Genomic DNA, 22100 nt, shown 5'->3' with positions numbered 1-22100 from the left:
AGTTACGGCGGTCATGGCGAGAGGGAAACGCCCGGTCCCATTCCGAACCCGGAAGCTAAGCCTCTCAGCGCCGATGGTACTGCCCTGGAGACGGGGTGGGAGAGTAGGACGCCGCCGGACAACCATTACCGAACGGGGGTCAGAGCCACGCGCTCTGGCCCCCGTTCGCGTTGTCCGTTCACCAGCATCCGCCGTTCGAGCGGATGCGCCGTTCTTCGATGAGGTACCCCGAACATGACTTCTCCGCGACGCGGTTCAGACGGCCCGCGCGGTTCCTCCGGCCGTCCGGGCGCAGGCTCCGGCCGTCCCGGCTCACGCGCCAACCGTCCCAGCGGCGCATCGGGACGCCCGGGTGCCTCTCGTGGTGATGCCGGCGGGCGCGGGAGCCAGGATCGCGGTGACCGTCAGGCGCGTCCGATGAACGACCGGGACGCCCGCTACTTCGCCGAGCGCGGCGACTCCGGCCGTCGTGGCCGGCCCGCGGACCGGCAGTCCGGTGGATCGTCACGTGACGACCGCGGCGGGCGTCCGCAGAGTGCAGGCTGGCAGGACCGGCGTCCCGCCAGTGACCGTCCGCAGGGTGACCGTCCGCAGCGCGGTGGCTCCCAGGGCGGTAGCTGGCAGGACCGCCGTCCCTCGGGTGACCGTCCGCAGCGTGGTGGCTCCCAGGGTGGGGGCTGGCAGGACCGCCGTCCCGCTGGTGACCGTCCGCAGGGTGATCGTCCGCAGCGCAACGGCTCGCAAGGTGGCGGCTGGCAGGATCGGCGTCCCGCCGGCGACCGGCCCCAACGCGACCGTTCTTATGGTGACCGGCCGCAGCGCGGTGGCTCCCAGGGCGGGAACTGGCAGGACCGCCGTCCCGCTGGTGATCGTCCGCAGGGGGACCGTCCGCAGCGCGGTGGCTCCCAGGGCGGGAACTGGCAGGACCGCCGTCCCGCTGGTGATCGTCCGCAGGGGGACCGCCCGCAGCGCGGTGGCTCTCAGGGTGGGGGCTGGCAGGATCGCCGTCCCGCCGGTGACCGTCCGCAGGGTGACCGCCCGCAGCGCGGTGGCTCCCAGGGTGGGGGCTGGCAGGACCGCCGTCCCACTGGTGACCGGCCGCAGCGCACCGGCGGTGGGCGACCGGACTCGGGCGGCCCCGGGAACTGGCGGGACCGCCGTCCGTCGGACGACCGGCGGGGTCGCAGCGGCCGCCCTGAGTGGGCAGACGAGCGGACCGATCGTCGTCCGCCTCTGCCGCCGGGTCCCGACATCCCTGAGTGGGCGAACCCTCGTGACCTCGACCCGGCGGTCCGCGCGGCCCTCAAGGGGCTGGACCCGCGTGGCGTCGACAAGGTCGCCGCGCACCTGGTCGCCGCGGGAACGCTCGTCGACGAGGACCCCGAGACGGCACTGGCCCACGCACGTGCCGCGCGCGACCGTGCCTCCCGGGTCGCCGTCGTCCGCGAGGCCGTGGGCGTCGCGGCGTACCACGCCGGTGACTACGCCGAGGCTGCCCGCGAGTTGCGCGCCTACCGCCGGATGAGCGGGGACCACGCCTACCGCGCCGTCCTCGCTGACTGCGAACGGGCGCTCGGTCGCCCCGAGGTCGCCCTCCGTCTCGTTGCGGAGGCGCTGACCCAGTCGCCCGACGAGGAGGAGCAGGCGGAGCTGCGGCTGGTCGAAACGGGCGCGCGCCGTGACCTCGGCGAGGACGCCGCCGCACGCTTGGTGCTCGAGGCCGCCCTCGGTGGGCGCCCCCGGCCCCAGTCGCTGACCGAGGGCGACGAGATCCGGCTGCGCTTCGCCGCCGCCTACGCCGACCTGCTGCACGCGCAGGGCGAGGAGGCGCTGGCCCAGGAGTGGTACGACGCGGTGACCGCACTCGACCCCGAGGCGCTGGCCGACTCCGTCGAGTTCACCGATCTCGAGGAGCTCGGGGACGACGACCTCGCAGACGACGACCTCGCTGACGAGGGACCGGTCGAGGCCTCGGCACCCGAGGCCGCGGAGGAGGCGGACGGAGCGGGCGACGACGAGGACGCCGAGCTGGACGACCCGGAGACGCTCGAGGCGGCCCTGGCGGTGGAGTTCTCCAGCGCCGACGCGGACGAAGCCGACGCCCCGATCGGCGACTTCCCGACGTCGGGCCGGTCCTTCCAGGACGAGGTCGAGGCCGAGGTGGCCGAGCTCCTGAGCGAGACCGACGACTCCACGGAAGCACCCGACACGTCCGACAGCACGAACCCCTGACGGACGGGCGGCGGGTGTCCACACCCGCCGCCCGGTTCCACAGAAGCCGGCTACCCCTGGGTCGGCGCCGGCCGCCGGTCCAGGCTCGAGGCATGAGCGTTGCTGTGATCGATCGGAACGACGTGGTGCTCCGCGGGCGGTTGTCCGCACCGGCGGAGATCCGCACCCTCCCGAGCGGGGACACCCTGGTCAGCTTCCGGTTGGTGGTGCGCCGCCCGGAACCCTGTGCCCGGGGTCAGTCGGTCGACGTCCTCGCCTGCATCACCTACGACCGCTCCCTGCAGCGCCGGGTGGCGGCGTGGCAGCCGGGCGACGTCGTCGAGGTCGAGGGTGCTCTGCAACGGCGGTTCTGGCGGACCGGTTCGGGCACGGCCTCCGTGAGCGAGGTGAACTGCCGCCGCGGGCGGAAGGTGCCTCGTGCCGCCGGCTCCGCCACCGAGCGCACTGCGTGACCGGGTCAGTCCGACAGGGGGCGCAGGACGAGGCCGGTCCGGGGCTTGGGCACGAACAAGGTCGACTTGCGCGGCATCCGGGCCCCCGCCCGGGCGACGGCGGCGACGTCGGCCGGCGAGGGCGGGCGCAGCAGCAGCGCGACGCCGGAGCGGTCGACCGCCGCGCGCAGCGCCTCCTCGACCGTGTGCGCGATCAGCACGTCCTCCGGGCGGTCGGAGCGGCCCCACAGCCCCTCGATCAGACCCGCGTGGGCGAGCACGACGTCGAGCCGGCGCCAGACGTCCGGAGCCTCCGAGGGCACGCGCGAGACGAGGGACGGGGAGGGGCGGTCGAGCTGGACCAGCCGTCGGCCGTCGCTCACCAGGAAGCCCGCACCGTCGGGACGGGCCAGCCACCCGGCTACGGCGGCGGCCACCACCGTCGGGTCGGCCGAGGGCCCGGGCGGCGGTACGTCGGTGACCCTGAGGTCGGCCCCCGCGGCAGCGACGGCGTCGTCGAGGGCGAGATCGGGGAGCACCCGGTGGATCCCTGCGACGCGCAGCCCACCCGGGCCCATGGGCGTCAGCAGCGCGAGCACGGCGTCGCAGCCGGAGCAGCCGGAGCAGCCGGGCTCGGTGCGCTGGTGGGCACGGGCGGCCGCGAAGCGGTGGTGGCCATCGGCGATGACCGCACCGACGCGCCCCATGGCCGCGGACAGCTCGGCGATCAGCCCGGGATCGGACACCCGCCACAGCCGGTGGCGCACCCCGTCGTCGTCCCGCAGCTCCAGGGTCGGCGCGCCCAGCATCGCGCGCGCCGTGAGCTCGGTGACCTCCTCGTCGGCATCGTGGGCCAGCACGATCGGCTCGAGGTCGGTGCGGGTCGCCGCCAGCAGCGCCCGGCGGCCCTCGACCGCGACCGGGAAGGTGTCCTCGTGCGGCAGCACGGCCGACGAGCCCGGTCCCGGGATGCCGACGGCCGCCAGCCAGCCCACCGTGGCCGCCTCCTCGCCGGGCGGCTGCAGCTCGTAGACCCACAGGGCTGGCACGTCGTCCCGGACGAGGACGCCGTCGTCCTCCCAGGCACGCAGCGTGCGGGCGGCGTGCACCGCCCACGCGGGCGGCCCACCGGCGCCGGGAGCCGGTGCCGGCGCAGTCGCCTCGTCGAGCTGAGGCAGGATCAGGCGCACGATGTTGTGCGGATCGGAGCTCGCGAGCCGGTCCCGCCCGTCCGCGGTCACCAGGTCGTAGGCGGGCGAGGTCACGCGGGCCAGGTGGGCAGGGTCGGGCGAGGAGTAGGTCAGCGCCCGGAAGGGCCGCACCTCGAGACCTGCCGCATGATCGGACGGGCGGCGGTCCGCCGGCGACGAGGGCACCCCCGAATCGTAGGAGTGTCCCGCCGCAGCCCGGTCCCGGCCGCACGTCGTCGACCGGCCGGCCCGGCACGCGGGGCGGCGCACACCGAGCGGGAGGACAGTGATGCCCGGAACACCCACCCTCGCGTGCGGGTCGGAGGGGCCGTTGTCGTCTGCCCACGACGTGGCGCTGCTGGACCTGGACGGCGTCGTGTACGTCGGGCCCGAGGCGGTGCCCGGAGTGCCGCAGGCGCTCACCGAGGTGCGCAGCGCGGGCATGCGCCTGGGCTTCGTCACCAACAACGCCGCCCGCACCCCCGAGCAGGTCGCCACCCACCTGACGGAGCTGGGGGTCCCCGCCGAGGCCACCGACGTCATCACCAGCTCCCAGGCGGCGGCCACCGTCGTCGCCGAACTGCTCGGTCCCGGTGCGCGGGTCCTCCCCGTCGGCGGGCCGGGGGTCGCGACGGCGTTGCGCGCCGCGGGGCTCACCGTGGTGGAGCGGGCCGAGGACCATCCGGAGGCCGTCGTGCAGGGCTACGGCCGGGAGGTGGGGTGGGCGCAGCTGGCCGAGGCGGTCGTCGCCGTGCGCAACGGTGCGCGGCACGTCGCCACCAACACCGACGCCACCATCCCCTCACCGCGCGGACCGCTCCCGGGCAACGGCGCGATGGTGGGCGTGGTCAGCGCCGTCACCGGTCGGGTGCCGCTCGTCACCGGCAAGCCCGACCCCGCCATGCACGCCGAGTGCGTGCGCCGGACGGGCGCCCGTCGACCGCTGGTGGTCGGTGACCGGCTCGACACCGACATCGAGGGTGCGCGGCGGGCCGACGCTCCCAGCCTGCTCGTGTTCTCCGGGGTCACCGATGCCGCGACGCTGCTCGCTGCGGGGCCCGAGCACCGGCCCGACCACCTGGGTCTGGACGCGTCCGCGCTGCTCGCGGTCCACCCGCCGGTCGTCGCGACCTCGGCGGGGTGGCGCTGCGGGGACTGGGAGGTGCGGCCCGGCGAGGCCGGCGCGCTGCTGCTGGCCCGGGTCGCGGACGCGGAGGGCCCTGGCGTGGGAGGTGCGGTGTCCGACGGCCTGGACGGACTGCGGGCGCTGTGCGTGGCGCACTGGAGCGAGCACCCCGACCAGGGTGTGACCGCGCGGGTGGTGGCCGTTGACGAGCCGGCGGGCGAGGCGCTGGACCGGTGGGGGCTGGCGCGGGCCTAGCGCGCGCCGGCGGTCAGAGCAGCTTGCGCAGCCGGAGCAGGTCGCGCAGTCCGGCCTCCAGCTTCACCCGTCCCGTGGCCCACGCCGGGCCGAACGACAGCTCGCCCGAGGTCAGGGCGACCAGGTCGTCGCTGGTCATCGTGAGCCGGATGTCGGCCCGGGCCACGTCGGGACCGTCCGGAACGACCCGCATGTCGTGCACCGCCCCCGCGCTCAGCCGGCCGACGACCACCTGGTCGAGGTCGGTCAGGCGGCAGGACAGGCTGCGGTCCAGGCCGGCGGCGGCAGGGTTGGACGCCAGGTCTCCGAGGATGCTCCGGAGAGCGGTCAGGCACTGCTCCATCGTGGCCACGCGGGTGCTTCTCCTGCCGACGTCGATAGGTACCGGGCGCCAGACGGTAGCGCCCGCGTCCCGTCGCGCCGTGCCCCGTCCCCGGTGACCGGTAACCTCGGCCACGCACCGGCGGGTGCCCGTTCGGTGTCGCGCCGCGTCCGAGGCCGCCGGCCGCCGCAGCAGCACCGTCAGCACACCACCAGCGCGCGAGAGGCGGGAGACGATGACCGAGCCGAGCCAGCAGCGTCCGGTCCCGGGCCCGCCATGTCCCGTCCCGGGCTCGCCGGAGGGCCCGGCCGACGACCGGTTCGCCGACTTGGCGCAGCGCCCCGTCGCCGAGCACGTGGCCGTCTTCGAGGACGAGCACGGCCGGCTCCAGCGCGACCTCGGCACGATCGACCAGCTCTGATGGCCCGTCGCAGGCTCGATGCCGAGCTGGTGCGCCGGGGCCTGGCCCGGTCCCGCGAGCACGCCGTCGCCCTCATCGCCGAAGGCCGGGTCGCCGTCTCCGGGCGGGCCGCGACGAAGCCCGCGACCGGCGTGGACGCCGGTGACCCGGTGGTGGTCCGCACCGACCCCGACCAGCCCAGCTGGGTGTCCCGCGGCGCGCACAAGCTCCTCGGCGCCCTGGAGGCCTTCCCCGTGCAGGTGGAGGGCCGTCGCGCGCTGGACGCGGGCGCCTCCACCGGCGGTTTTACCGAGGTGCTGCTGCGGCGCGGCGCCGCCGAGGTGGTCGCCGTCGACGTGGGCTACGGCGAGCTGGCCTGGCCGCTGCGCACCGACGAGCGGGTGCGCGTGCACGAGCGCACCAACGTGCGCACGCTGACCCCCGAGGCCATCGACGGCCCGGTCGACCTGGTGGTCGCCGACCTGTCCTTCATCTCGCTGCGCCTGGTCCTGCCCGCCCTCACCGGCTGCGCCGCCCCGGAGGCGGATCTGCTCCCGATGGTGAAGCCCCAGTTCGAGGTCGGCCGGGAGCGGCTCGGCGCCGGGGGTGTCGTGCGCGACCCCGAGCACCGCGTGCAGGCCGTCCTGGAGGTCGCCGCGGCCGCGGCCGCGCTGGGGTGGGGGACCGCCGGCGTGGTGGCCAGCCCGCTGCCCGGACCGGCCGGGAACGTGGAGTTCTTCCTCTGGCTGCGCCGCGACGCGGGGCCGGTGCAGGAGGACGACGTCCGTCGAGCAGTCCAGGAGGGACCGCAGTGAGTTCGACCAGTGAGGGCGCCCGCCCCGCGCAGCCCCGGCGCGTCCTGCTGACCGTGCACACGGGCCGGCGCGACATCGTCGAGCTCGCCCGCAGCTCGGCCGCGCGGCTGCAGGCCGGCGGCATCGTCGTGCGCCTGCTCGACGACGAGGCTCCCAACCTCGACATCCACGGTGCCGAGGTGGTCCCCGCCGACGAGAAGGCGGCCCTCGACACGGAGATCGTCATGGTCTTCGGCGGCGACGGGACCTTCCTGCGCGCCGCCGAGCTGGCCCGCTACACCGACGCCGCGCTCATGGGCGTCAACCTCGGCCGGGTCGGCTTCCTCGCCGAGACCGAGCCCGAGGCGGTCGAGGAGACGCTCCAGGCGATCGAGCGGTGCGAGTACTCGGTCGAGGAGCGGCTGGCCATCGCCGTGGACGTCGTCGACGCCGACGGCGCGGTCGTGGGTGGCACGTGGGGGCTCAACGAGGTGTCCATCGAGAAGGCCGAGCGCTCCCGCGTGCTCGACGTCGTCATCTCCATCGACGGCCGGCCGCTGACCAGCTTCGGCTGCGACGGCGTGTTGTGCGCGACCCCCACCGGATCGACCGCCTACGCCTTCTCGGCCGGTGGCCCCGTGGTCTGGCCCGACGTCGAGGCGCTGCTGCTCGTGCCCACCAACGCGCACGCGCTGTTCGCCCGGCCGCTGGTGACCTCGCCCAACTCGGTGCTCACCGTCTCCATCCCGGCCGACGGCAACCGTGCCCGCGTGTCCGCCGACGGCCGCCGCACGGTCGACGTCCCGGACGGTGGCCGCGTCGACGTCCGCAAGGCCTCCCGGCCGGTGCGGATCGCCCGGGTGCACGCCGCCACCTTCGGCGACCGGCTGGTGGCCAAGTTCGGCCTGCCGGTGCGCGGGTTCCGCGACGCCCGCCACGCGGGCCCGGGCCACGAGCTCACCACCAGCCGGAACGTGCTCACCCGAGGTGTCATCGACCGGAACGGCGACGTCGTCAGCGGAGGGGAGGCCGACGGTGCCGGATGAAGGACCCCCCCGCCCCCCACACCTCGCTGACGCTCGGCGTGGGCCCCTGCGGGAGGGCCGTTCCAGCAGCTCACCAGGTCGGCTCACCGAGATCCGGATCCGCGGGCTCGGCGCGATCGACGACGTCACCCTCGAGCTCGGGCCCGGGCTGACCGTGGTGACCGGGGAGACCGGCGCCGGCAAGACGATGGTCGTCAGCGGGCTGACGCTGCTCTTCGGCGGTCGCGCCGACCAGGGCCGCGTGCGGGCCAACGGCCGGGCCGGGGTCGAGGGCCGGCTGGCCCTGCCGCCGGACTCGCCGGTGTGGCAGCGCGCCGCCGACGCCGGGGCCGACCCCGACGACGACGGCAGCCTCATCCTGGCCAGGACGATCAGCGCCGAGGGCCGGTCGCGGGCATTCCTCGGAGGGCGCAGCGTGCCGGTGGGCGTGGTCTCGGAGCTGGCCGAGAGCCTGCTCGCCGTCCACGGCCAGACCGACCAGCTGCGCCTGTCGCGCCCGGCCGAGCAGCGCCGCGCGCTGGACCGCTACGCCGGGGCCGAGCACCTCGCGCTGCTGGACCGCTACCGCGAGGCGCACGACCGCTGGCGGGCCGCCGCCGCCGACCTGGACCGCCGCCGCAGCCAGGCGCGCGAGCTCGCGCAGGCCGCCGATGTCCTCCGGCACGGTTTGGAGGAGATCGACGCCGCGTCGCCGGAGCCCGGCGAGGACGAGGCTCTCGACACCCAGGTGAAGCGGCTCAGCGACGCCGACGCGCTGCGAGCCGCCGCCGACGAGGCGCGCATGGCCCTGGTCGGCGACGTGACCGGCGACCTCGGCGGGGGAGAGGTGCCCCAGGACGCCACCTCCGCCCTGGCCATCGCGGAGCGCGCGCTGGCCGCCTCCGACGACCCGACGCTGGTCCTCCTGGCGCAGGACCTCGCCGACGCCGTCGCCGTGGTGTCCGACGTCGCCGGGCAGCTCGCCGGGTACGTGGCCGACCTGGACGCCGACCCCGCGCGCCTGGCCGAGGTGCTCGACCGGCGCGCCCTCCTCACCGGCCTGACCCGGAAGTACGCCGACGTCGGAGAGGGGCTCGACGGCGTCCTCGCCTGGGCCGACGACGCCCGGCGGCGACTGTCGGAGCTGGACGTCTCCGACGAGGCGCTGGAGGAGCTCGCCGCCGCGCGCGACGCCGCCCGCGCGGAGGTCGACGACCTCGGGGGACGGATCTCCGCCGGGCGCCGGGCCGCCGCCGACGGCTTCGCGGCCGAGGTGGGGCGGGAGCTGGCGGGGCTGGCGATGAAGAGCGCGCGGGTCTCCTTCGCCATCGAGACCGACCCCGACGACCCCGGCCCCGACGGCCTGGACCAGGTCGCCCTGCTGCTCGCCGCGCATCCCGGCGCCCCGGCCCGCCCGGTGCACAAGGGCGCCTCCGGCGGTGAGCTCTCGCGGGTCATGCTCGCGATCGAGGTGGTCTTCGCGGGGGCCGACCCGGTGCCGGTCATGGTGTTCGACGAGGTGGACGCCGGCGTCGGTGGGCAGGCGGCGGGCGAGATCGGCCGGCGGCTGGCCCAGCTGGCCCGCCAGCACCAGGTCGTCGTCGTCACCCACCTCGCGCAGGTCGCCGCCTTCGCCGACACCCACCTCGTCGTCGACAAGTCACCGGACACCGGGGCGGGCGTCACCGCCACCGACATCCGTGCGGTCGAGGCCGACGACCGGGTGCGCGAGCTCGCCCGGATGCTCTCCGGGCTGGCCGACAGCGACACCGGCCAGGCGCACGCCCGGGAGCTGCTCGCCGTCGCCGCCGAGGCCCGCGGCTGAGCGGTGACGTGCACCGCCGGGTGATCCGGCTTTGCACGACCGATCGGCGGGGTAGGGGGCCGGTCGTGACCTGCTTCTCCTCGGCCGACGAGTCGGCCCACTACGGCTTCTCCGTCTGCATGCTCCTCGAGCAGTACCGCGACCAGCTGGGCTGGGAGCGCGACGGGGTCGTCGAGCTGGGGAGCGGTGACGCCACCGCCATCTCCGACGTCGTGGCGAGCCTCCCGGGGCTCCGCGTGCGCGGCTTCGACATCAGCGCACCCTCGGTCGAGAAGGCCCGGCAGAACATCCGCGCCCGCGGCGTCGAGGAGCGCTACACCGTCGAGCTGGGCGACTTCTTCGACCAGGCCGACGCCTCCGGCGGCCCGCAGATCAGCACGGTGATCTCCAACCCGCCCTACATCCCCGCGCCCGACCGGGACATCCTCATGCCCGAGCTCTGGGGCGGCGTGCGCGGCAACGACCTGGTCCTGCAGCTGCTCAAGGCCGGCTACGACAACGTCATCGCCGCCGTCGCGAGCTACTCCGACCCGGTCGCCACGGTGCGCACCGCGGAGGACGCCGGCTACCGGGTGGCGAACTTCCTGGCGATGGGCCTGGACTACGGCCCCTACAGCAGTGAGCCCAAGGTGCGCGACCACATCCGCCGGCTGTGCGCGGAAGGCCGCGGCTGGGCCGGCGAGGACGAGTACATGGTCGCCGTCGCGCTGTTCACCCGGAACCCCGACGTGCCCGGCGACCGTGCCGACCAGCTGATCCGGGCGCTGCAGCTCTGACGGTGCGGGGCCCGGCCGGGCCCCGCACCGTCGACGCGCTAGCGCCGCTTGGCGTAGCCGGCCAGGCCGAACTGCAGGAGCGCCAGGCCGCGGCGCCCCTGGCGGCGCAGCTCGCCGGAGAGCTCCGGCCCGGAGACCCCGGCCAGCACCCGGTCACGCGCCAGCTCGAGCAGCGAGGCGTACAGGCCGAGGACGGCGTGCGCGGCCAGCCACGGCTCCACCTGGCCTGGCCAGGCCCGGGTCTCCTCGGCGATGAGGCCGGCCAGCGCATCGGTGAGCTCGCCCAGGATCTCCCGCTCGCGGACCTGCAGCGTGCGGCTGCCGCGGATGACCCGGGCCATGCGGGCGACGCCCTCGGCCGCCTCGGGGGCGCCGAGCAGCCCGACGGCGGCGACGACGAAGCTCCCGGCCGCCGCGGACACCGACTCGCCGGACGGACGCGACCGCACCGCGTCGAGCAGCGCCTCGCGCATGGGCGGGTCGGCGTCGAAGACCAGCCCCTCCTTCATCGGGAAGTGGTTGAAGACGGTCTTCTCCACCACCCCCGCCCGCTTGGCGACCTCGACCACGCTGACGGCGTCGAAGCCCCGCTCGGCGAACAGCTCGGCCGCCGCGTCGACGATCCGCGCCCGTGTCTCCTGGTAACGCTGCTCACGTCTGCCCGGGGTCCGGGCGCCGCGCCGGCCGGCGTCGCCGTCGCCCTCCCGCGCCGGCGCGGCGCCGTCCGCGGGGTCCGCGGGGTCCGCCGCCGCCGGAGCACCGTCGGCCCGCGCCGGGTCGCCCGACGCGGTCCGCGCGGGGGCCGGTGGAGGCGGGGGTGCGGTCGGGAAAGCCCTGATCAGCGGCGAGGGGACCGCGGGCGCGGGATCGGCCGCCGGGGCCGCCGGCACAGGGGGAAGAGGGTCGGTACGGGGCACGGCGCGGGCCACTCCAGTCACGCCCGCAACGCTAGTCACGAGTCGGTAACGGTTCCGCGGGCGCGCCGGAGGCGGCGACGCGGGCGTGTCGCGGCGAGCCGGTGTCGCGCACTCTGCGTGACCGGTGGACTGCAGGTGCGCGTCGGAGGACCGGGCGATCCGCGCCCCGTGACAGCATGGCGGCCATGCGCATCGGCACCCTTCGACGTGGCCGGGCACAGGAGTCCGGTCCCGGCGTGAGCGGCGTCGCCCGCCTGGACCGCCGCACGAAGACCCTGACCAAGAGGCTGCGTCCCGGCGACATCGCCGTCATCGACCACGTCGACATCGACCGGGTCAGCGCCGACGCGCTGGTGGGCTGCAAGGTCGCCGCCGTCGTCAACGCCGCCCCGAGCATCTCCGGTCGCTATCCGAACCTCGGGCCCGAGATCCTGGTGAACGCCGGGATCCCGCTGCTCGACGGCGTCGGGCGCGAGGTCTTCGCCGCTCTCAAGGAGGGCACCACGGTCCGCCTGGTCGACGACCAGCTGCTGACCGAGGACGGCACCGTGGTCGCCACGGGCGTGGCGCAGGACCGCGAGCGGGTCGACGCCTCGATGGCCGAGGCGCGCGCCGGGCTCTCCACGCAGCTGGAGGCGTTCGCGGCCAACACGATGGAGTACATGAAGCGCGAGCGCGCGCTGCTCCTCGACGGCGTGGGCGTGCCCGACGTGACCACCGCCATCGACGGCCGGCACGTCCTCATCGTGGTCCGCGGCTACGACTACAAGGAGGACCTGCAAGCGCTGCGGTCCTACATCCGCGACTACCGCCCGGTCCTCATCGGGGTCGACGGCGGCGCCGACGCGCTCATCGAGGCCGGCTACCAGCCCGACATGATCATCGGCGACATGGACTCGGTGAGCGACGCCTCGCTCACCTCCGGCGCCGAGGTCGTCGTGCACGCCTACCCGGACGGCCGTGCCCCGGGGTTGCCCCGCGTGCAGGAGCTCGGCGTCGAGGCCATCACCTTCCCCGCGGCGGCCACCAGCGAGGACATCGCGATGCTGCTCGCCGACGAGAAGGGCGCCAAGCTCATCGTCGCCGTCGGCACCCACGCCACCCTGGTGGAGTTCCTGGACAAGGGGCGCGGGGGCATGGCCTCGACGTTCCTCACCCGGCTGCGGCTGGGCGGCAAGCTGGTCGACGCCAAGGGCGTGAGCCGGCTCTACCGCAGCCGCATCTCGACCACGGCCCTGGTCGTCCTCGTGCTGGCCGCCCTGGTCGCCATCGGTTCCACCCTGGTCGTGTCCACCGCCGGACGGGTCTACCTCGACCTGCTGCTCGACCAATGGAACAGCTTCGTGTTCTGGCTGGAGAACCTCTTCTCGTGATCGACTTCCGCTACCACCTGGTCTCGCTGATCGCCGTCTTCCTCGCGGTCACCCTCGGGATCGTCATCGGCACCACCGCGCTCAACGGGCCGATCCTCGACGACCTCGAGAGCCAGGTCGACGCCCTCGAGCAGGACAAGCGCTCGCTGGAGGACCGGTCGCAGACGCTGGAGGGCCGGCTGGACTCCAGCGACGAGTTCCAGCTCGCCGTCGCGCCGGTGCTGGTCGACGGCGCCCTCGCCGACGACACCGTGCTGCTGGTCGTGGCCGACGAGGACGTCGACACCGGGGACGTCGAGGAGGTCAGCGCGCTGATCACCGAGGCCGGCGGCACCGTCACCGGGCAGATCACCCTGACCCCGGCGTTCAGCGACCCGGCGTCGGAGTCCAGCCTGCAGAGCTACGCCACGGGCTCGGGAAAGCCCTCGGGCATCACGCTCCCGGAGGTCGACGACGCCGGGCAGCTCGTGGGGTCGCTCCTGGCGCAGGTGCTCATGGTCCCCGCCGGCGACGGGACCCCGCCGGACTCCGCCGCGACCTCCTCGGTGCTCGCGGGGCTGCCCGCGCTCGAGGTGCTGCGCACCGACAGCGACTCGGTCACCGCGGCCGACTACGCCGTCGTCCTCACCTCCGGCGAGCTGACCGGCGACGACGCCGCGGACCGGAACGCCACCCTGGTCGAGCTCGTCGCCGCGCTGGACGCCAACGGGTCCGGCGTCGTCGTCGCCGGCGACGCGGTGTCCGCGCGGGACAACGGCCTGGTCGGCACGGTCCGCAACGACCCCGACCTCTCGTCGTCGGTGTCCACCGTCGACAACGTCGGCACGCCGGCCGGCCGGATCAGCACCGTCCTCGCCCTGCGTGCGGAGGGCGAGGGCACCTCCGGCGCCTACGGCACGGGCGGGAACACCCAGCCGGTGCCGCCGGTCGCGACCCCGTGACGCCGCGGCTCCACACCCGCTCCCGGGCGGGCCTGGCGCTCGCCGGGGCCGCGACCGCGCGGGCCGCCCTCGCGGCGGCGACCGCCCTCGCCGCCTCCGACCGCGGCCGGCCGTGGGCCCGCACCAACTACGCCGGGCGCCCGGTGACCCTGCTCGGGGGACCGGCCCTGGCCGTCGCCGCCACGGCCACCGGCGTCCTCGGCGCCCCCGCCGGGTGGCGTGCGGCCACCGCCGTGGCCGGGGGCGTCTCCGGTCTGGTCGGCGACTACGACGACCTGGCCGGCGCCCGGCCCGAGCAGGCGCGGGACAAGGGCCTGGGCGGCCACCTCCGGGCCCTGCGCGCCGGACGGGTCTCCGCCGGCGCGGTCAAGGTCGCCGGCATCGGGGCCGCGGGCGCGGTCGCCGCGTGGCTCACCACCCGCGGCCGCGGACCCGGCGCGCTGACCGACGCCGTTCTCACCACCGGCCTGGTCGCCGGCACCGCCAACCTGCTCAACCTGCTGGACCTGCGGCCCGGGCGCGCCGCCAAGGCCGGCGTGCTCACCGCCGCGGCCACCCTCGGCGGGCCCACGGGCGGGCTCGTCGCGGGGCCGCTGGGCGCCGGCCTCGCCGTGCTCCCCGACGACCTGGGCGAGCGGGTGATGCTGGGCGACAGCGGGGCCAACGCGCTCGGCGCGCTGCTGGGTTTGCGCCTGGCCGCCGCCCCCTCAACGGGCCGCCGGGCCGGCCTGCTCGCCGGCGTCGTCGCCCTCACGCTGGCCAGCGAGAAGGTCAGCTTCACCTCCGTCATCGACGCCACCCCGGGGCTGCGCGACCTGGACCGGCTCGGCCGCCGGCCGTCGTGACCCGCCGGTCGGTCGCCCAGGGGGTCGCCGGGGCGGCGGCGCTGATCGCCGTCCTGACCCTGCTGTCCCGCGTGGCCGGCTTCGGCCGCACCCTGGTGTTCACCAACGCGGTGGGCGCCGACAGCACCGGGGCTGCCTACCAGGCGGCCAACACCGTCCCGAACATCGTGTTCGAGGTCGTCGCCGGCGGAGCGCTGGCGGCCCTGGTCGTGCCGATGCTCGCCGGGGGCATCGCGGTCGGCGACCGGGAGCAGGTGCGCCGGACGGCGTCGGCGCTGCTGGGCTGGACCCTGCTGGTGCTGACCCCGCTGGCCGTGCTGATCGCGCTGCTCGCCGAGCCCATCGCCGGCCTCCTGCGGCCCGGCCAGCCCGAGCAGGTCGACGTGGCCGCCCGGCTGCTGCTGGTGTTCGCGCCCCAGGTCGTGCTCTACGGCATCGGCATCGTGCTGGCCGGCGTGCTGCAAGCGCACCGGCGCTTCTCCGCCCCCGCCCTCGCCCCCCTGCTGTCCAGCGTGGTGGTCGCCTCGGCCTACCTGTTGTTCGCCGCGATGGGCGGCAGCCGCGACGTCGCCGACCTGTCCCGGCCGGCCGAGCTCGTCCTCGGCGTGGGGACGACGCTGGGCGTGGTGGCGCTGAGCCTGAGCCTGTTCGTCCCGCTGCGCGGGCTCCGTCTGGGCCTGCGGCCCTCGCTGCGCTTCCCGGTCGGTGCGGCGCCACGCGTGCGCCGCCTCGCGGTGGCCGGGGTGCTGACCCTGGCCGGCCAGCAGCTGGTCGCCTTCGTCGCGATCCGGCTCACCGGCGGCGACGCGCCCGACGGCAGCCTGGTCGTCTACGGCGCCGGGCTCACCCTCTTCCTCGTCCCGTGGGCCGCGCTCGCCGTGCCCCTGGCGACGTCGGCCTACCCGGGGCTGGCCGAGCGCGGCGAGCTGGGCGACGACGCCGGGTACGCCCGCGCGCTCGCCCCGGTGACCGCGCTGGTGGTCGTTGCCTCCGCCGTCGCCGCCGCGCTGCTGATCGCGGTGTCCGGGCCCATGGCGCGGGTCTTCCTGACCTCGGACACCGACGCGAACGTGGCCGCCCTGCGCGACACCACGATCGCGTTCGCCCCGGGGCTCGTGGGCTACGGCCTGGTCGCCGTCCTCACCCGGGCGCTGTACGCCCGCGGGCTGTGGAAGGCGCCGACCGCCTGCGTGGTCGGTGGCTGGCTGGTCGCCGTCGTCGCCGACGTCGTCCTGGCCGGGGCGCTGCCCGCCGCGGACCGGGCGGCCGCCCTCGGTGTCGGGCACACGCTGGGTGTCACCGTCGCCGGCCTCGCGCTGCTCGTCGTGGTCGCGCGCACCGCGCCGGCGGGCTCGCTGGCCGGGTTGCCCCGCATCGGGACGGCGGCGCTCGCGGCGGCCGCGGCGGGAGCGGCCGCCGGGCTCGCGCTGTCCCGGGCCCTGGGCGCCGACCCGGTGCCGGAGCAGGGGGTCCTCGTGGCGGTCGGCGTCGGCGTGCTGGCCGCAGCGCTCGTGCTCGTCGTCGTCCTGGCGGTCATGATGGGGGCCGCGCGGGGCCCGCTGACCGCCGCGCTCGGCGCCCTGCGCGCGCCCGACCGGCAGGAGGTGCACCGTGGCTGAGCGACCCCCGCTCGCCGGCCGCCGCGTGGTCGAGGTGCTGGCCACCAGCGCGGGCGGGGTGGGCACGCACGTCCGGGCCCTGCTGCCGGTCGTGCGCGAGGCCGGCGCCGACGTCGGGGTGGCCGGTGCAGCGGCGACCGAGGAGCTGTTCGGCTTCACCGCCCGCCGTGCGGACTTCACCCCCGTGGGCATCTCGTCCGGCCTGGCGCCGGTGGCCGACGCCCGGGCCGTCCTGCAGCTGCGCCGCGCCGTCGCCGGCGCCGACCTGGTGCACGCCCACGGGCTGCGCGCCGGCCTGGTCGCGGCCGCCGCGCTGCGGCTCCGGAGGCCGCGCCCGCCGCTGGTCCTCACGCTGCACAACGCGCTGCAGGAGGGCGGCGGCCGGTTGCGGGGGGCGATGCAGGCCCTGGAGCGGCTCACCGTCCGGGGTGCGGACCTGGTGCTGGCCGTCTCCAGCGACCTGGCCGCCAACGCCCGCCGGGCGGGCGCGCCCGACGTGCGGGTCGCTCCCGCGCTGGCGCCGCCGCTGGCTCCCGCCCGCCGCGGCCGGGACGAGGTCCGGGCCGAGCTGGGCGTCGCCGAGGGCCGGCCGCTGGTGGTGGCGGTGGGCCGGCTGCACCCGCAGAAGGGCTACGACGTCCTGCTCGACGCCGTCGGCCGGTGGGCCGGCCGCGACGACCCGCCGCTGGTGGCGATCGCCGGGGACGGCCCGCTGCACGACGAGCTCGCCGCCCGGATCGCGGCGGAGCGGCTGCCGGTGGTGTTGCTCGGGCGGCGCGACGACGTCGCCGACCTGCTGGGTGCCGCCGACGTGTGCGTGCTGCCCTCGCGCTGGGAGGGCAGCCCCTTCACCGCGCAGGAGGCGCTGCGCGCGGGCACTCCGCTGGTCTCCACCCGCGCCGGCGGCATCCCCGAGCTGGTGGGGGAGGCGGCCGACCTGGTGCCCGTGGGCGACGCGCCGGCTCTGGCCGACGCCCTGGAGCGGGTGCTCGGCGATCCCGCGCACGCGGCCGCGCTGGGGGAGGCGGGCCGGCGGCAGGCGGCGCAGTGGCCGGACGAGGCGGGTGCGGGGCGTCGCGTCGTCGCCGTCTACCGGGAGCTGCTGGGGCCGCCGGAAGCCGGGCCGTCGTGAACGACGCCCGGCGGTGGGTCCTGCCGCTGATGCTGCTGCTCGTGGCGCTCCTCGGCGGGGTGCCCCCCGCCTCGGCCGCGGAGGAGGGGACGGCGGACGACGCGGCGAGCGTGGACCGCGTCCTCGTCGTCGGCGTCCCCGGCCTGGTCTGGAGCGACGTCGACGCCACGACGACCCCCTTCCTGTGGGAGATGGCCGAGCAGGGCTCGATCGGTGCCCTCTCGGTGCGCGCCGCGCGCGGGACCACCTGCCTGCTCGACGGCTGGGCCACCCTCGGTGCGGGCAACCGCGCCCGCTTCCCGGGGCCGGACGACGGGCTGCCGCCGGTGCCGCTGCCGACCGTCCCGCTGCCGGAGGACGTGCCCGGCCCACCGGTGCCCGGCAACACCCCGACCGACCCCGGTACCGGTGAGGAACCGGCCGAGCCGCGCGTGGACACCTCGCTGTCCTACTGCGGCCTGCAGGAGCGGATCGCCGCCGTGGCGCTGGACGATCCGGCGGCCACGGTGCAGCGGACCGCCGACGACGAAGGCACGGCCCGCTTCGGCGCCGAGCCGGCCGCGCTGGGCGCCGGCGTCGGGTGCGCGGGGGTGTCCGGCCGGGCGGCCGCGCTGGCGGTGGCCGCACCGGACGTGCGCCTGGACCGCCGGGTCACCCTGCCGAACGCGCCCACCGACCTCACGGCGTTCCTCGAGGAGTGCGACCTGAGCCTGGTCACGCTGGACCAGCTCACCCTGGCCGGCACCCCCGGCCAGGACCGGACCGACGACGGCACCGACCCGCTGCCGCGGGCCGAGGGCCTGGCCGACATCGACGAGGCGGTCGGCCGGCTCTCCGGCGCCGTGGCGCAGCTGCCGGGGGAGACCCTGGTGCTCCTGGCGGGGATCTCCGAGGTCAACGACGGCCGGCCGCAGCTGCACGTGGGCATCGCGACCGGGCCCGGCTTCGACACCGGCGGCTGGCTGAGCTCGGCCAGCACCGGCCGGGCGCCCTACGTGCAGCTCATCGACCTGGCGCCCACGGCCCTGGTCGCGCTGGGCCGGGACGTGCCGGCGTCGATGAACGGCCAGCCGCTGCGGGCCACCGCCGACCGTCCGGCGCTCGCGGAGGCGGTCACCGACCTCGAGCACATGAACGTGGCGGCGACGGTGCACCACCGGAACGTCGGCACGTTCTTCTGGCTGCTGGTGCTCGTCGGTGCCGCCACGGTCGCCCTCGGGCTCCTCGTGCTCGGGGTGCGCGGCGGCGGGGCCCGCCTCGGGCGGGTCCGGGGTGCTCCGGCGGCGCTCCGGGTGCTCTGCCTGGCGGTCGCCGCGCTGCCGGTGGCGACCTACCTCGCCGGTCTGGTGCCGTGGGAGCGGACCGGCTCGCCGCTGACCGCGCTGGCGCTCGCCGTCGTCGGCACCGCCGGTGTGGTCACCGCCGTCGCCCTGCTCGGGCCGTGGCGCCGCGCCCGGCTGGGCCCGCCGCTGGTGGTCCTGGCGGTCACGCTGGCGACGCTGGTCGGGGACGTCCTCACCGGCTCGACGCTGGAGCTCAACGGCCTGCTCGGATACTCGGCGATCGTCGCCGGCCGCTTCACCGGCTACGGCAACCTCAGCTTCGGGCTGCTCTCGGTCAGCGCGCTGCTGCTCACCGCGGCCGCCGCCACCGCACTGGGCCGCCGGGCGTCACCCGGGCGCCGGCGCCGGGTGGTGGCCGCCGTCGTCCTGGGCTCCGGGCTGCTGACCGTGGCCGTGATCGGGGCCCCGTCCCTGGGCCGCGACTTCGGCGGGGTGCTCGCCTCGCTGCCCGGGTTCCTGCTCCTGGCCATGCTGCTGACCGGCGCGCGGGTCACCGTGGCGCGCCTGGGCGTCATCCTCGGCGCCGCGGTGCTGGCCGTGGGCAGCATCGCCGTCCTGGACTGGAGCGGGCCGGCCGACGAGCGCAGCCACCTCGGCCGCTTCGTGGAGCAGGTGCTCACCGGCGAGGCGGTGACCGTCGTCTCCCGCAAGGCGCAGGCGAACCTCGACATCCTGCTGGGCAGCCCGCTGGCCTACATGCTGCCGGTCGCTCTCGTGGCCGCCGTCTGGCTGCTCCGCCCGGGCGGGCCGCTGCGCTCGGCGCAGGGGGTGCCGCCCGGCGGTCTGGCGGCCGCCGACGCCGCCGTCCTCCGGGCCGGGCTGGTCTCCGGCGCGCTCAGCCTGGCGCTGGGCGCGGCGGTGAACGACTCCGGCGTCGCGCTGCCAGCGACCGCGGCGGCGCTGCTGGTGCCGCTGCTCATCTGGCTGGCGGGTGCACCCCGGCGCGACACCCCCGGGAAGGGGGAGCCCGAGCCCGGCGCGGCCGACACGGGCCCGGCCGGCGGCCCGGACCGTGTTACGGTCGTCTCCCGTGGGTCGACCGTCTGGAACGCTTGAATCCGTCGCATCACGCGGCCTCCTCCGCAACTCCCAGCCGACGAAGTTCGTCTTCGTCACCGGCGGGGTTGTCTCCTCCCTCGGCAAGGGGTTGACCGCCAGTTCGCTGGGCGCGCTGCTGTCCGGCCGCGGGCTGCGGGTCACCATGCAGAAGCTGGACCCGTACCTCAACGTGGATCCCGGGACGATGAACCCGTTCCAGCACGGTGAGGTGTTCGTCACCGAGGACGGCGCCGAGACCGACCTGGACGTCGGTCACTACGAGCGCTTCCTCGACATCGACCTGTCCGGGCGCGCCAACGTGACGACCGGGCAGGTGTACTCCGACGTCATCGCCAAGGAGCGGCGAGGGGAGTACCTGGGCGACACCGTGCAGGTGATCCCGCACATCACCAACGAGATCAAGTCCCGGATCATGGCCGCCGCCGAGGGGCCGGAGCGGGTCGACGTCGTCATCACCGAGATCGGCGGCACGGTCGGCGACATCGAGTCGCTGCCCTTCCTCGAGGCCGCCCGCCAGGTGCGGCACGAGATCGGCCGGGACAACTGCTTCTTCCTGCACATCTCGCTGATCCCCTACATCGCGCCCTCCGGTGAGCTGAAGACCAAGCCGACGCAGCACTCGGTCGCCGCGCTGCGCAGCATCGGCATCCAGCCCGACGCGCTGGTCTGCCGCTCGGACCGGGAGATCTCCGAGGGGCTCAAGCGCAAGATCAGCCTGATGTGCGACACCGACGCCGAGGGGGTCATCTCCTGCCCCGACGCGCCGTCGATCTACGACATCCCGAAGGTGCTGCACAGCGAGGGCCTGGACGCCTACGTCGTCCGCCGGCTGGGGCTGCCCTTCCGCGACGTGGACTGGACCGTGTGGGGCGACCTGCTCGACCGGGTGCACGCGCCGAAGGCCACGGTCACCATCGCGCTGGTCGGCAAGTACATCGACCTGCCCGACGCCTACCTGTCGGTCACCGAGGCGCTGCGCGCGGGCGGGTTCGCCCACCGCAGCCGGGTGCAGATCCGCTGGGTGCCGTCGGACGACTGCGAGACCCCCGAGGGCGCGGCGCGGGCGCTGGCCGGCGTCGACGGCGTCTGCATCCCCGGCGGCTTCGGCGTCCGCGGCATCGAGGGCAAGCTGGGCGCGATCCGGCACACCCGCACCAACGGCATCCCGACGCTGGGCCTGTGCCTGGGCCTGCAGTGCATGGTCATCGAGTACGCCCGCGACGTCGCCGGGCTGGAGAAGGCCAACTCCACCGAGTTCGACCCCGAGACCCCCGAGGCCGTCATCGCCACGATGGCCACGCAGGTCGACGTCGTCTCCGGCGAGCGCGACATGGGCGGCACCATGCGCCTGGGCAGCTACCCGGCCACGCTGCAGCACGGGTCGGTGACCGCGGGCGTCTACGGCTCGACCGAGATCACCGAGCGGCACCGGCACCGCTACGAGGTGGCCAACGCCTACCGCGACCGGCTCACCGAGGCCGGCCTGGTGTTCTCCGGCACCTCGCCCGACGGCACCCTGGTCGAGTTCGCCGAGCTGCCGCGCGAGGCGCACCCCTTCTTCGTGGGCACCCAGGCGCACCCGGAGCTCAAGAGCCGCCCCACGCGCCCGCACCCGCTGTTCGCCGGGTTCGTGCAGGCCGCCATCGACTACCAGGAGTCCACGCGGCTGCCCGTCGTCCTCGACGAGGCGCAGCAGGTCGGCACCTGATGCCCGACGCCGCCCCGCACGCCTACCGGGTGCTGGACAGCGAGACGCTCTTCGATGGCCGCGTCATCTCGCTGCGGCGGGACACCGTCGCCATGCCCGGCGGCGGGGACTCGGTGCGCGAGGTCGTGGCGCACCCGGGCGCGGTCGCGGTCGTCGCGGTCGACGACGAGGACCGCGTGCTGCTGCTCCGGCAGTACCGGCACCCCGTGGGGCGCTACCTGTGGGAGCTGCCCGCCGGCCTGCGGGACGCCGACGGCGAGCCGCCGCTGGAGACGGCGAAGCGGGAGCTCGCCGAGGAAGCGCTGCTGGCCGCCCAGCGGTGGTCGCTGCTTACCACCCACTACAGCTCGCCCGGGTTCACCGACGAGCAGGTGCTGATCTACCTCGCCGAGGGCCTCTCCGCGGTCGACCGTCCCGAGGGGTTCGTCGTCGAGCACGAGGAGCTCGACATGACCATCGAGCGCGTGCCGCTGGCCGACGCCGTGCAGCGCGTCTTCGACGGCGACATCCGGAACGCGTCCGCCGTCGTCGGGCTGCTGGCCACGGCTCAGGTGCGGGCGGCCCGTCCGCGGCTGCGGGACGTCGACGCCGTCTGACGGTCGGACGACCGGCACGCGCACGTGGGTGCGGCACTCCAGGGAGCCACCCAACCTCGCGGTGAGCGGCCCGCCGTCGTACATCGGCTGGCAGGCTGAACGCCGTGCCCCTACCGGTGCCCGACAGGTGGCGTCGTCGTGACCGTTGGCGTTGGCCCACATCGCCACCGCCGACCGTTCCTCCCGACGGC

General features: G+C 75.9%; 19 protein-coding genes and 1 rRNA gene. 17 read left to right on the top strand and 3 right to left on the bottom strand.

All coding sequences use genetic code 11. The features are described from left to right. The first annotated feature begins 3 nt into the window (after positions 1-3). The 3 genes from rrf (at position 4) to DQ239_RS02460 (ending at position 2684) form a co-directional block, all read left to right on the top strand. Positions 4-120: ribosomal RNA gene (rrf, locus tag DQ239_RS02475) — 5S ribosomal RNA — on the top strand. A gap of 1332 nt (positions 121-1452) precedes the next feature. Next, positions 1453-2232, top strand: coding sequence for a hypothetical protein (locus DQ239_RS02465; protein WP_113832638.1), 780 nt, complete (start codon positions 1453-1455; stop codon positions 2230-2232). Positions 2233-2324: 92 nt separating this feature from the next. Next, entirely contained in the window at positions 2325-2684 is a 360-nt protein-coding gene (locus DQ239_RS02460) for a single-stranded DNA-binding protein (RefSeq protein WP_113832637.1), read from the top strand. A gap of 5 nt (positions 2685-2689) precedes the next feature. Here the strand turns inward: DQ239_RS02460 and DQ239_RS02455 are convergent, their stop codons facing one another. Next, positions 2690-4039 carry a DUF1015 domain-containing protein gene (locus DQ239_RS02455; protein WP_113832636.1) on the bottom strand — a complete coding sequence of 450 codons (1350 nt, stop codon included), beginning with the start codon at positions 4037-4039 and terminating at the stop codon, positions 2690-2692. A gap of 145 nt (positions 4040-4184) precedes the next feature. Here DQ239_RS02455 and DQ239_RS02450 point away from each other — a divergent pair, with 145 nt between their 5' ends. Beyond that, on the top strand, positions 4185-5234 hold the full coding sequence (locus DQ239_RS02450) for an HAD-IIA family hydrolase (protein ID WP_233488655.1): 1050 nt from the start codon (positions 4185-4187) through the stop codon (positions 5232-5234). A gap of 13 nt (positions 5235-5247) precedes the next feature. On the opposite strand, the gene DQ239_RS02445 is transcribed toward DQ239_RS02450, so the two are convergent. After that, complete coding sequence (locus DQ239_RS02445) at positions 5248-5577, bottom strand: alkyl sulfatase C-terminal domain-containing protein (protein WP_233488664.1); 330 nt, start codon at positions 5575-5577, stop codon at positions 5248-5250. 214 nt (positions 5578-5791) lie between these two features. Here DQ239_RS02445 and DQ239_RS02440 point away from each other — a divergent pair, with 214 nt between their 5' ends. From DQ239_RS02440 to DQ239_RS02420, 5 genes are all read left to right on the top strand, one after another. Continuing rightward, a complete protein-coding gene (locus DQ239_RS02440; RefSeq protein ID WP_158544772.1) occupies positions 5792-5977 on the top strand; it encodes a hypothetical protein in 186 nt (61 codons plus the stop codon). Continuing rightward, positions 5977-6771, top strand: coding sequence for a TlyA family RNA methyltransferase (locus DQ239_RS02435; protein ID WP_158544771.1), 795 nt, complete (start codon positions 5977-5979; stop codon positions 6769-6771). The genes DQ239_RS02440 and DQ239_RS02435 overlap by 1 nt, the downstream gene beginning before the upstream one ends. Further along, on the top strand, positions 6768-7796 hold the full coding sequence (locus DQ239_RS02430) for an NAD kinase (RefSeq protein WP_113832632.1): 1029 nt from the start codon (positions 6768-6770) through the stop codon (positions 7794-7796). The genes DQ239_RS02435 and DQ239_RS02430 overlap by 4 nt, the downstream gene beginning before the upstream one ends. Positions 7797-7842: 46 nt before the next feature. Then, a complete protein-coding gene (gene recN, locus DQ239_RS02425; RefSeq protein WP_113832701.1) occupies positions 7843-9600 on the top strand; it encodes a DNA repair protein RecN in 1758 nt (585 codons plus the stop codon). A 65-nt stretch (positions 9601-9665) separates the two neighbouring features. Further along, positions 9666-10376, top strand: coding sequence for a methyltransferase (locus DQ239_RS02420; RefSeq protein ID WP_113832631.1), 711 nt, complete (start codon positions 9666-9668; stop codon positions 10374-10376). Between the two features lie 38 nt (positions 10377-10414). Here DQ239_RS02420 and DQ239_RS02415 read toward each other — a convergent pair whose 3' ends face one another. Further along, complete coding sequence (locus DQ239_RS02415) at positions 10415-11314, bottom strand: TetR/AcrR family transcriptional regulator (RefSeq protein ID WP_233488653.1); 900 nt, start codon at positions 11312-11314, stop codon at positions 10415-10417. 164 nt (positions 11315-11478) lie between these two features. On the opposite strand from DQ239_RS02415, the gene steA reads away from it, so the two are divergent. The 8 genes from steA to DQ239_RS02375 are packed head-to-tail and all read left to right on the top strand — an operon-like array spanning position 11479 to position 21909. Next, complete coding sequence (gene steA, locus DQ239_RS02410; RefSeq protein ID WP_113832700.1) at positions 11479-12666, top strand: putative cytokinetic ring protein SteA; 1188 nt, start codon at positions 11479-11481, stop codon at positions 12664-12666. After that, on the top strand, positions 12663-13607 hold the full coding sequence (locus DQ239_RS02405; RefSeq protein ID WP_113832629.1) for a copper transporter: 945 nt from the start codon (positions 12663-12665) through the stop codon (positions 13605-13607). The genes steA and DQ239_RS02405 overlap by 4 nt, the downstream gene beginning before the upstream one ends. Next, on the top strand, positions 13604-14452 hold the full coding sequence (locus DQ239_RS02400) for a hypothetical protein (protein WP_113832628.1): 849 nt from the start codon (positions 13604-13606) through the stop codon (positions 14450-14452). The genes DQ239_RS02405 and DQ239_RS02400 overlap by 4 nt, the downstream gene beginning before the upstream one ends. Then, positions 14449-16071 carry a lipid II flippase MurJ gene (locus DQ239_RS02395; protein ID WP_113832627.1) on the top strand — a complete coding sequence of 541 codons (1623 nt, stop codon included), beginning with the start codon at positions 14449-14451 and terminating at the stop codon, positions 16069-16071. Before DQ239_RS02400 ends, DQ239_RS02395 begins: the two co-directional genes overlap by 4 nt. Then, positions 16064-17203: a glycosyltransferase family 4 protein gene (locus DQ239_RS02390; protein ID WP_113832626.1), complete on the top strand. Its 1140-nt coding sequence runs from the start codon at positions 16064-16066 to the stop codon at positions 17201-17203. The genes DQ239_RS02395 and DQ239_RS02390 overlap by 8 nt, the downstream gene beginning before the upstream one ends. Beyond that, a complete protein-coding gene (locus tag DQ239_RS02385; protein ID WP_233488651.1) occupies positions 17200-19602 on the top strand; it encodes a hypothetical protein in 2403 nt (800 codons plus the stop codon). Before DQ239_RS02390 ends, DQ239_RS02385 begins: the two co-directional genes overlap by 4 nt. After that, a complete protein-coding gene (locus DQ239_RS02380; protein WP_113832625.1) occupies positions 19577-21313 on the top strand; it encodes a CTP synthase in 1737 nt (578 codons plus the stop codon). Before DQ239_RS02385 ends, DQ239_RS02380 begins: the two co-directional genes overlap by 26 nt. Next, positions 21313-21909 (top strand): NUDIX hydrolase, encoded by a 597-nt coding sequence (locus tag DQ239_RS02375; RefSeq protein WP_113832624.1) that lies wholly within the window; start codon positions 21313-21315, stop codon positions 21907-21909. The genes DQ239_RS02380 and DQ239_RS02375 overlap by 1 nt, the downstream gene beginning before the upstream one ends. Positions 21910-22100: the final 191 nt, after the last annotated feature.

Source organism: Blastococcus sp. TF02-09 (genome assembly GCF_003319105.1).
Lineage (GTDB): Bacteria > Actinomycetota > Actinomycetes > Mycobacteriales > Geodermatophilaceae > Blastococcus.
This window is presented reverse-complemented; position numbering and strand designations above follow the sequence as displayed.

What these genes read in the sequence shown, in the direction of transcription:
- DQ239_RS02460 (WP_113832637.1), top strand. Translation starts at nt 2,325, where the DNA reads ATGAGCGTTGCTGTGATCGATCGGAACGACGTGGTGCTCCGCGGGCGG.
- DQ239_RS02445 (WP_233488664.1), bottom strand. Translation starts at nt 5,577, where the DNA reads ATGGAGCAGTGCCTGACCGCTCTCCGGAGCATCCTCGGAGACCTGGCG.
- DQ239_RS02440 (WP_158544772.1), top strand. Translation starts at nt 5,792, where the DNA reads ATGACCGAGCCGAGCCAGCAGCGTCCGGTCCCGGGCCCGCCATGTCCC.
- DQ239_RS02435 (WP_158544771.1), top strand. Translation starts at nt 5,977, where the DNA reads ATGGCCCGTCGCAGGCTCGATGCCGAGCTGGTGCGCCGGGGCCTGGCC.
- steA (WP_113832700.1), top strand. Translation starts at nt 11,479, where the DNA reads ATGCGCATCGGCACCCTTCGACGTGGCCGGGCACAGGAGTCCGGTCCC.
- DQ239_RS02375 (WP_113832624.1), top strand. Translation starts at nt 21,313, where the DNA reads ATGCCCGACGCCGCCCCGCACGCCTACCGGGTGCTGGACAGCGAGACG.